This window comes from Streptomyces sp. IMTB 2501, assembly GCF_001953885.1.
Taxonomy (GTDB): domain Bacteria; phylum Actinomycetota; class Actinomycetes; order Streptomycetales; family Streptomycetaceae; genus Streptomyces.
The window spans coordinates 24132-31728 of record NZ_MQUS01000057.1; the positions used below are offsets into that span (position 1 = coordinate 24132).

The window sequence follows — 7597 nt, forward strand, 5'->3', positions numbered from 1 at the left end:
CTCTTCGCGTGGCGAAACGGCGGAGCCTGAGGCATGAGGATGCGGCGCGGAGCGGCACTCGCCGTCGTCGCCGGTGGCGGTGCGGTCACCACGATACTCGTGGGTCTGGTGACGAACGCGGTGTCGGCGCAGTCTCATTGGCCGTCCTGGTTGGGATGGTTACAGAAGCATCCCTGGCTGTCGTTCGTCATGCTGGGAGTGGGCGCGGTCGTGCTGGACGATCGCCGGCCCTCGGAGCAGGACCCGGAGCCCGTGCTCCGACCGGACAACGGCGCCGGTCCGTCCGGCGCTGCCCTGGTGCTTCGGTCGCTGCCCCGCGACACCTCGGCGTTCACCAACCGATCAGCCGAGCTGGAGTCGCTGGTCCAGTCGGTCCATGTCTCGCAGGAGACCGGCGAAGTCTCCCGGTCCACGTGATCGACGGGATGCCGGGCGTCGGGAACACCGCCTTCGCCGTGCACGCGGGGCATGTCCTGTCGGAGCGGTTCCCGGACGGACAGCTCTTCGTGAACCTCAACGGACACACCCCCGGACGCAGCCCAGTGCAGGCCACCGAGGCTCTGGCCTCGCTGCTCGCCGCCGCCGGCGTGCCGACGCAGCAGATCCCCGTCGGCGACGACGTCGGAGCAGTCACAGAGGCCCGGGCGGCCATGTGGCGCAGTCGGCTCGCGGGGAAGAAGGCGCTGCTCGTTCTCGACAACGCGGCCAGCTACCTGCAGCTGGAACCGCTGCTCCCCGGCGGGAGCGAATGCTTGGTTACTGATCTCCCGATCTGATTGGAGGAGAGGCATGCGCCACCGGCAAACGATCTCCAGAAACCCGTCCGGGGCCTGATCCACTCGATGGATCAGGCCCCTGACCCGGTACTACAGCGTCGGGGTGGCGGGACTTGAACCCACGACTTCTTCGTCCCGGAGCAACTTGGGTGGGGGCCCTGCCTTGGGCCGATGGGCCTCTCACCTGCCCTGGTGGTCCGCAGACGTTCGCGCTCGTCCGCCGATGTTCGTCGGCGCTGTCACGCAGTTAGACACTCATCGCGCGACTCCGGCTCACTTCTTCCGGCGCTTGCTCGCCCTCTTCTTCAGTTCGGCCTGGCCGCGCTTCGTCCAGTCACCTTGGTGGAGGTAGCAACGAGACGTGCCCTTCATCGTCTTGTTGCCGCAGCTGCCTCGGTCCGTCGGCCAACCACACTTCCCCTGCTTCCACTCACCCACGGTCCCTCCCCCTCCCGTTGGTCCGCCCTGCGTCTGGGCATCCAGCCTGAGGCACCTTGCCGACACAGGGCAGGGCGCATGGCCCGCGGCGTCGAATGATCCGGGCGCACGCGGGTCAGTATGTCGAGCGCGATCTCCGAAGTGCACGCTTTCCACGTCTGTTGGTGGGTGGCCAGGCCGTGTGCAGGCGTGTTCATGTGCGGTTGCGCACCAGGTTGGGATCAGCTTCCGGACCCGGTTGAACGTTCGTGGCCCGAGCTGAATCAGACGGAAACTGAGACGGATCGGGTTCGGTCGAGCGCAAGGCCGGGGTGGTCTCACTTGCTTTGAGCAGAGTCTGCTATCTCATGAGCATTGGAGCGTCAAGGGGCGCTAGAAGCTCGGAGGAGTGCCCTCCGCTCTTGAGCGACCTCATAGTGCGCCCATGCGCCTCGGGCCGCTCCCATCCCTTGGCATCGGAACCTCCGGCAGCGGGAATGTGAGCGACTAGCAGAGGGAGCTGTCACGGAGGAAAGAATTGGCGGCACTTATATTCGGCTTGATTGCCTCAGTAGCTGCAATTTTCTCCATACTTTTTGCCGCGCGGCAGACCCGAGAGCTTGCGAAGCAGACGATGCTGAACAACGGAATATCTGCTGCATCTGCTGTTCACAACAGCCTGGACAGACTTCACGCCATCGACTGCATGCTGTTTGAGAATCCGCAGTACATACCTTACTTCTACGCAGGGCATTCACTGCCGCGCACAGAAAGTGAGAGGCTTCGGATCCTCACATTGGCCAACATGTTCGCGGACTCCCTTGACTATGGGCTGCTCATCAAGTCGCTGGCACCCGAAACGGACAACTATGAATGCTGGGATGAATACGTGGAGGGAATGTTGGCAAATGCTCCCGCGATCCGATTCGTCGTGAGCCAGCACCCAACGTGGTGGCCCTCACTCACCAATCGCTTTCCCGATATCTCTCCCTGACGTCATCTGCGGGCTGGCCGAGGGAGCGATGATAACTCTTGGTGGCCTCCTGTCAGTCCCAACCCTTAGCTCGGGAGTTGCGGAATTCTCAGGCCGATTCGGGTAAATGGCCGGTTCGGGTCCCTTGCGGGCTCGGCCATTTTCACCGTGATTCCCCGCTGTTCCCCGCTCGATCTGGTGCGCTTGTGGTGCGGGGATGAGCGGAGCACGGTCAAGGGGTGCCAGGTTCACGGGGTGGGTTGTCAGTGGTCGCGACTAGGTTCTTGAACGCGCGGTCGGCTTCCGAGGTGTCCAGCCCTGTAGAGCGGATGCATCCCCGGCCCTGTCTGGCGGCGGCCCGGGGCAAGCCGGGACCTAACCGACGGTCGGGCTTCGTCGATGGCCAAGAGGAGACGTGTCAGCGCCGGCCGCTCACCAAGCAGTGCTGCGCGTCAACCGCCTGTGCACGCTTTCCAACTGTGGTGGTGGGGTGTTGGGGTGCGTGCGGGAGGGTTCACCTGCGTTCATGGGCGGATGGTCGGGGTGCGGGAGTGGGCCTCTGGTCTCGCCCGAACGTCCGCGAACGGCGGTGAATGAGACGGAAATTGAGACGGTGGCGACCGTCCGGGTACTTGCTCCTGCCCAGGTGAGCGCTCGAAGGTAACTCGCAACCGAGGTCTCCGCTTCGGTCTCGGGGCGAGCCGCCGCCCAAGGTGTGCCCAGGCCTGCCCTCCGCCACCCGGCACGGTCTCTTTACTGGCCTGAAAAATCGAACACATGCTTGAATTTGGCCATGCGACCGTTTCCCGACCACCTTGCTCAGGCTCAGCAGGAGTGGAGTGCCACCTACCGGCAGCTTGCCGAGCGGCATGGCTGTACCGAGTTGCGTCGGCGTCTGTACCGGCTGTCGGCTCAGCTGTTCTTTCATCCCTACTGGCAGCAGCAGCGACCGAGCCCTGCGGCGTGGCGGGAACTGCGTGATCTGGGACGCTCGGACGGGGACGTGAGTGAGCGGCTTCATCGATGACACGCTGGAATGCGGGGCGGCATGTCCCGGATGATCCTGAACGCATGTCCGGACCGATTCGCGTGATCGTGCATCCGCCGTCGCCCACGGGTGGCCGGCGCGTACGCGTGGACGGCGAGATCCTTGGCCTGGCCCACAGTGCGGTCGACGTCGCGGAGTTCCTGCGCCGGGCCGGGCTGGAGATCGACCCGGCGGAGGTAGCAGGCGCGCCGTGGATCGACTGGCGCGGGGTAGGGCCGGAGCGCTGGGGTCCGGAGACGTGATGCCCTGGGAGTGTCGTGCCAGGGCCATCACCTTCTGATCTGTAGCTCCACAGAGATGGGTGATTGAAGGTCATACAGCCCGCCGAGAGGTCTGCGAGAGCCGGTGTTGGGCGCTGCGGGTTGCTGGGGTTGCTGGGGTTGCTGGGGTTGCTGGGGTTGCTGGGGTTGCTGTACCTCGTGCTGTACCGCAGCACGCTTACGGAACCGGGTCCGGTCCTCGGTAGTGCCCAACTTCAGGATCCGGAGGGCCGCTCATGCCCAAGTCTGATCGCATCGCCTCGCGTAGATCTGCGTTCTTCAACCAGTACGTGGCGCGTAGGTGAAGAAAACGATCTCCTGTGATGGAGGGGTCCTCGATCAGTACGTCTCTGATGGCCTCCAACGCCTGTGTCACCTCTGCGGCTAACGAGACTATGTGGCTTGGGGCGGTGAGTGACAACGCCTGCCGCTGTTGCCACAGTTGGGAGCTGTCGATGGCCTGGTGAATCTCGCTGAAGCGCTCCCGCTCGGAGAGGCCGGCCTTGAGGGCAGATGCCCTCATCTGACTGTGGGCACGACTGCTGGCCATGACGAACTCCCGGTAGACGGCCCGACGTTGCTGGGCCCACTGCTGGTCACGTTCGCGGCGCCATCGCAAGCGTTCGGCGAGCAGGGCAGAGCCGACACCCACGATGGCGCCGCCGATGGTGCCCACGGGAGCAATCCAGTCCATGCGGGCTGTCATACCCAAGGAACCGTGAGGCCACGGATCGACGGCCGAGTGGGCGTAAAGGCGGCTTGGGTTGCCTACGGGTGGTTGCTGAGTTGACCTGCGGTGGAGCGGCCTCGGGGCCTGGCTGGTTGGCGCCTTGGTCTCCTGCCATTCCCCGTGGTTCCCTGCACGATCTGACACGGTTTCTGGCACCACCTCTTCGTCCGCTTGTACCAGTACGGGGTGGTGCCTGGCCGGTACGATGCGCAGGCTGGGCAGTGTCCACGTGATGGGGGAGGGACGATGAGGATCAAGGACCCGGAGTACCCGGCAGCTGTCGAAGCGGCTGTGGAGATCCTGCGGAAGCGGGCCCGGCAGGGACAGACAATCACGTACGGGGAGCTGAGCGTCGAGTTGGCGGCGCAGGGCTTCGACTCCATCCCGCCTCATCGCGGAGTCATGACCTACCTGCTCAAGGATGTCTGCCTCCACCGCAACGGGGACGGACGAGCACCGATGCTCTCGGCGATCGTGGTGAACAAGGCCAGCCGGGAGCCATCCGACCAGTTCTCCAGCCTTGCCCGAAGCCTGCCCTTCTCCCGGTCGGCCAACTGGAGCTGGCGGGACGAGCAGCAGCAGGTGTTCGCTCAGCACCGCGAGGAATGACGTTGGTTCTCGACACCCGCTTTAGGGGTTCGATCGCTCCTCGGCTCTGCTGCCGGGGATCCACCCGGCCGCGCTGGCCATGCCAGACCGCCTAGGAGCGCTGACGTCTGGCGCCGTTGATGTCACTCGTGGATGTCAGGACGGTGTGACCATGTGCGCTCGCCGGCACGATGAACTCGTGGTTGACCTGGAGCGCGTCAAAGCAGAGACCGTGGCGTACTACCGAGCACTCGATCAGGACGCCATCCTGCGGAATCACTTCCGCCACACGGACGAGGAGGGCGGCCTCTGGTACTTCGAGGCCGTAACCGACCGCGGTGAGTTGATCGTCATCAAGCAAGTCGAGCTGACTTCGGCCGGCCAACGCCACCGGTACAGCTGGGAGCACCTGGAGGACGAACACGGCTTTCTGACAGACCAAGCAATCGATCCTGAAGAGGATCCGCTGGAGGCCATCTCGGCCGAAGAATTCCAGCGGGTGTGGACTCGGTGAGCGTGCTGGACAACCACTTTAGGAGCGAGGGTGGATGGCGGCTGGCCTGACCTGCGGGTTTCCTGCCTTGGGTGGCGTCCGCTGGCTGTGCCCGGGGGTACGGCGGTTCCCCGTGAGTCCCCGCCTGTTCTGGCACGCGAGTGGCACGCCTGATCTACTGAAGCTCTCGCCTGGCACCTGGGATGCCGTGCGGTGTTTGAACGTCGGTGCTTACCTGACCGCCCAAGGTCATCACATTGAGGGTTGCAGAGTTCTCATTGGCGATTGCGCTCTCTACACGGGCGACCAAGGTCGTGAATGCTTCGCTCTCCGAGAGACCTGAGTAGGGTCCCACCTTGGTTTCGAAGTAGATCCGCTCATGCCCAAGGAGCTGTTCGGTCGACCTGTAGTTTTTCCACTGTTCGCGGTAGCGGTACACGCTCTCCAAGGAGACGGAACCGACAACGATCAAACTCAGCACTGTGGCGGTGAGTTTCGCGAATGACAGGTCAAGGTTGACTAACACGGGGACCAAGGCTCCCCCGACGACGGATACCGTCCTCATCCGGAGATGCATGGCCTTCGTCTTAACGGCCTTCTTGTCGTACCACTTCTGGTACTGAGACAGCCTTCCCTCCAAGTAGTCCTGCGCCGCAGTCACAGGCTGCGGGACAGTGGGATGAGCTTCGAGTGACTGACCGTCATCCGTTCCTGACATGCGCGGAGTACATCGGTGGTAGAGCGCGGCAGTCAACCCGGGAGCTCAGCCCCGGGGCACCAGTTTGGAAGATCGCGTACGCGGATGCGGGCTGAGCTGGAAGGGTGCTGACCTGGCCGTCTCGTGGGTGCTAGCCGGTGTTCCCCGCTGTTCCCCCCTCGTGGCTGCTCCATCGGGCACGCAGGGGGCACGCGCGATGAGCTTTGGCGTCCCTGGCCTTCGGTCGCTGCTCCTGCGGTTGGTGCTCGGAGGTTTGTGCATATCGATGGTCAGCGGAGCCATGTGTCAGCTTCGATGGCTCCCGTGGATCCGACGCTTGTGAAGGCTGCAGTAGGCGGGGTCGGCGTTGTGGCTGCTGCGGCTGTTACAGCCGTCTTCCAGTACGCGGCCAAGGTCCGTGAGGAACGACGGCTGTTGCGTGTTGCTCTGGTCGAGGCTGACACGAAGGTCGCAGGTACGTTCGGGGAACTCATCGGTCGATCCCACGGGCGGGGCAAATCAGAGTTGAGCGACGTTCTCATCCAGACGCTGCTCGCAGAGGGTGACTTGATCGACACGATCAGACAGTCCTACGCAGATCACATCCGGGCGGCACCGGACAAGCTCGCGGCGATCAACGAGGTCTTCCGTGGTCTTCCCATCGCGCATCCGATCGGCACCGACGACATGGACGCTACATTGCAGGTCCTGGCGGCCCTGGGGCGCAAGCACGTGATCCTTACCAGGGCGGCACGCGGAGCCGTCGAGGGTAGACAGTCATGGAAGCCGCTGCCTGGCAGTGTCGAGTTGATCGAAGACCTGAAGAAACACGAGAAGTGGAATCAGATGGGGCGAATTTGGCGCCTGTTCCACCTGCGAAGCCGCCCCCTCCATCCCGGTGTCGGCCGATCCCCCGCCGGAGGCACTGTTCTGACCGTCGCGTACGCGGTGATCGACTCATGGCCTTCGGCCCTATCCACCAGTGGGCGCGCGTCGGCGCAGCGCGGGCGGAGCGGGCCGGAGGCAGGAGCGGCGCCCGCAGTGGAGCCGGGAGCGCGCCCGGCGGAGCGGAGCGCAGCCGGGGCTTGAACCAGTAGAGAAAGTTGTAATTCACCCCGGGACGTGGGACCGGGACGTGGGGCTATTTTGCCTGGGTTGGAGTGCTGCTGTCTGGCTCTGCTTGTCCGTGAGCATTGGGGTCAGTGGCGCGGAACTCGTCGAGCAACTCGAAGAACATCTCCATGGCGGGCCTGCCGGCCTGCTCGGCCGCGCGCTCGATCTCCGTTGCCCAGCCCAGGGGGCTGGAGTAGCGCATGCCCAGCCGTGGCCACAACCACTCAGAGAAGCGGTTGGAACTGCCTGGGTTCCAGAAGTCGAACGGCTCCGCGATGCCGTGCACTCCCAAGGCGGCGCGATAGCCCGTGAGTATGGAGTCCAGATGCTGCAGGGAACTGCGACGGACCCACATGCCGGGGCGTAGCCGTACCTCCTCCAGGAAGTCATACACGTCGGTGAGTTCGCTGAGCTGTCTAGGTGCGCGCTTCGTCCCCTCTGTCATGTGAGTACCTTAATGAGCTTCTTCAGCCTGGCCACCGATCGGGGGACGGCTGTGCGG

10 protein-coding genes are annotated in these 7597 nt (G+C 64.2%); 7 read left to right on the plus strand and 3 right to left on the minus strand.

Going from position 1 to position 7597, the window contains the following annotated elements:
• Positions 1-33: 33 nt before the first annotated feature.
• The 4 genes from AV521_RS52000 to AV521_RS44850 all read left to right on the plus strand — a co-directional run bounded on the left by AV521_RS52000 (position 34) and on the right by AV521_RS44850 (position 3456).
• Positions 34-417, plus strand: coding sequence for a hypothetical protein (locus AV521_RS52000; protein ID WP_256725990.1), 384 nt, complete (start codon positions 34-36; stop codon positions 415-417).
• 8 nt (positions 418-425) lie between these two features.
• The gene (locus AV521_RS52005) at positions 426-776 is read left to right on the plus strand and encodes a hypothetical protein (protein WP_256725991.1); all 351 of its coding nucleotides are present in this window, start codon (positions 426-428) and stop codon (positions 774-776) included.
• Positions 777-1731: 955 nt separating this feature from the next.
• Complete coding sequence (locus AV521_RS48975) at positions 1732-2187, plus strand: hypothetical protein (protein WP_143658764.1); 456 nt, start codon at positions 1732-1734, stop codon at positions 2185-2187.
• 1050 nt (positions 2188-3237) lie between these two features.
• Positions 3238-3456: a hypothetical protein gene (locus AV521_RS44850; protein WP_076097718.1), complete on the plus strand. Its 219-nt coding sequence runs from the start codon at positions 3238-3240 to the stop codon at positions 3454-3456.
• Between the two features lie 196 nt (positions 3457-3652).
• On the opposite strand, the gene AV521_RS49940 is transcribed toward AV521_RS44850, so the two are convergent.
• A complete protein-coding gene (locus AV521_RS49940; protein WP_076097720.1) occupies positions 3653-4168 on the minus strand; it encodes a hypothetical protein in 516 nt (171 codons plus the stop codon).
• 282 nt (positions 4169-4450) lie between these two features.
• On the opposite strand from AV521_RS49940, the gene AV521_RS44860 reads away from it, so the two are divergent.
• Complete coding sequence (locus AV521_RS44860; RefSeq protein WP_076097721.1) at positions 4451-4813, plus strand: hypothetical protein; 363 nt, start codon at positions 4451-4453, stop codon at positions 4811-4813.
• A 178-nt stretch (positions 4814-4991) separates the two neighbouring features.
• Complete coding sequence (locus tag AV521_RS44865) at positions 4992-5306, plus strand: hypothetical protein (RefSeq protein ID WP_256725992.1); 315 nt, start codon at positions 4992-4994, stop codon at positions 5304-5306.
• 154 nt (positions 5307-5460) lie between these two features.
• Here AV521_RS44865 and AV521_RS44870 read toward each other — a convergent pair whose 3' ends face one another.
• On the minus strand, positions 5461-6003 hold the full coding sequence (locus tag AV521_RS44870; RefSeq protein ID WP_076097723.1) for a DUF4231 domain-containing protein: 543 nt from the start codon (positions 6001-6003) through the stop codon (positions 5461-5463).
• A 303-nt stretch (positions 6004-6306) separates the two neighbouring features.
• On the opposite strand from AV521_RS44870, the gene AV521_RS44875 reads away from it, so the two are divergent.
• Complete coding sequence (locus AV521_RS44875; RefSeq protein ID WP_143658765.1) at positions 6307-7071, plus strand: hypothetical protein; 765 nt, start codon at positions 6307-6309, stop codon at positions 7069-7071.
• Between the two features lie 52 nt (positions 7072-7123).
• Here the strand turns inward: AV521_RS44875 and AV521_RS44880 are convergent, their stop codons facing one another.
• The gene (locus AV521_RS44880) at positions 7124-7540 is read right to left on the minus strand and encodes a hypothetical protein (RefSeq protein WP_076097726.1); all 417 of its coding nucleotides are present in this window, start codon (positions 7538-7540) and stop codon (positions 7124-7126) included.
• Positions 7541-7597 lie beyond the last annotated feature (57 nt).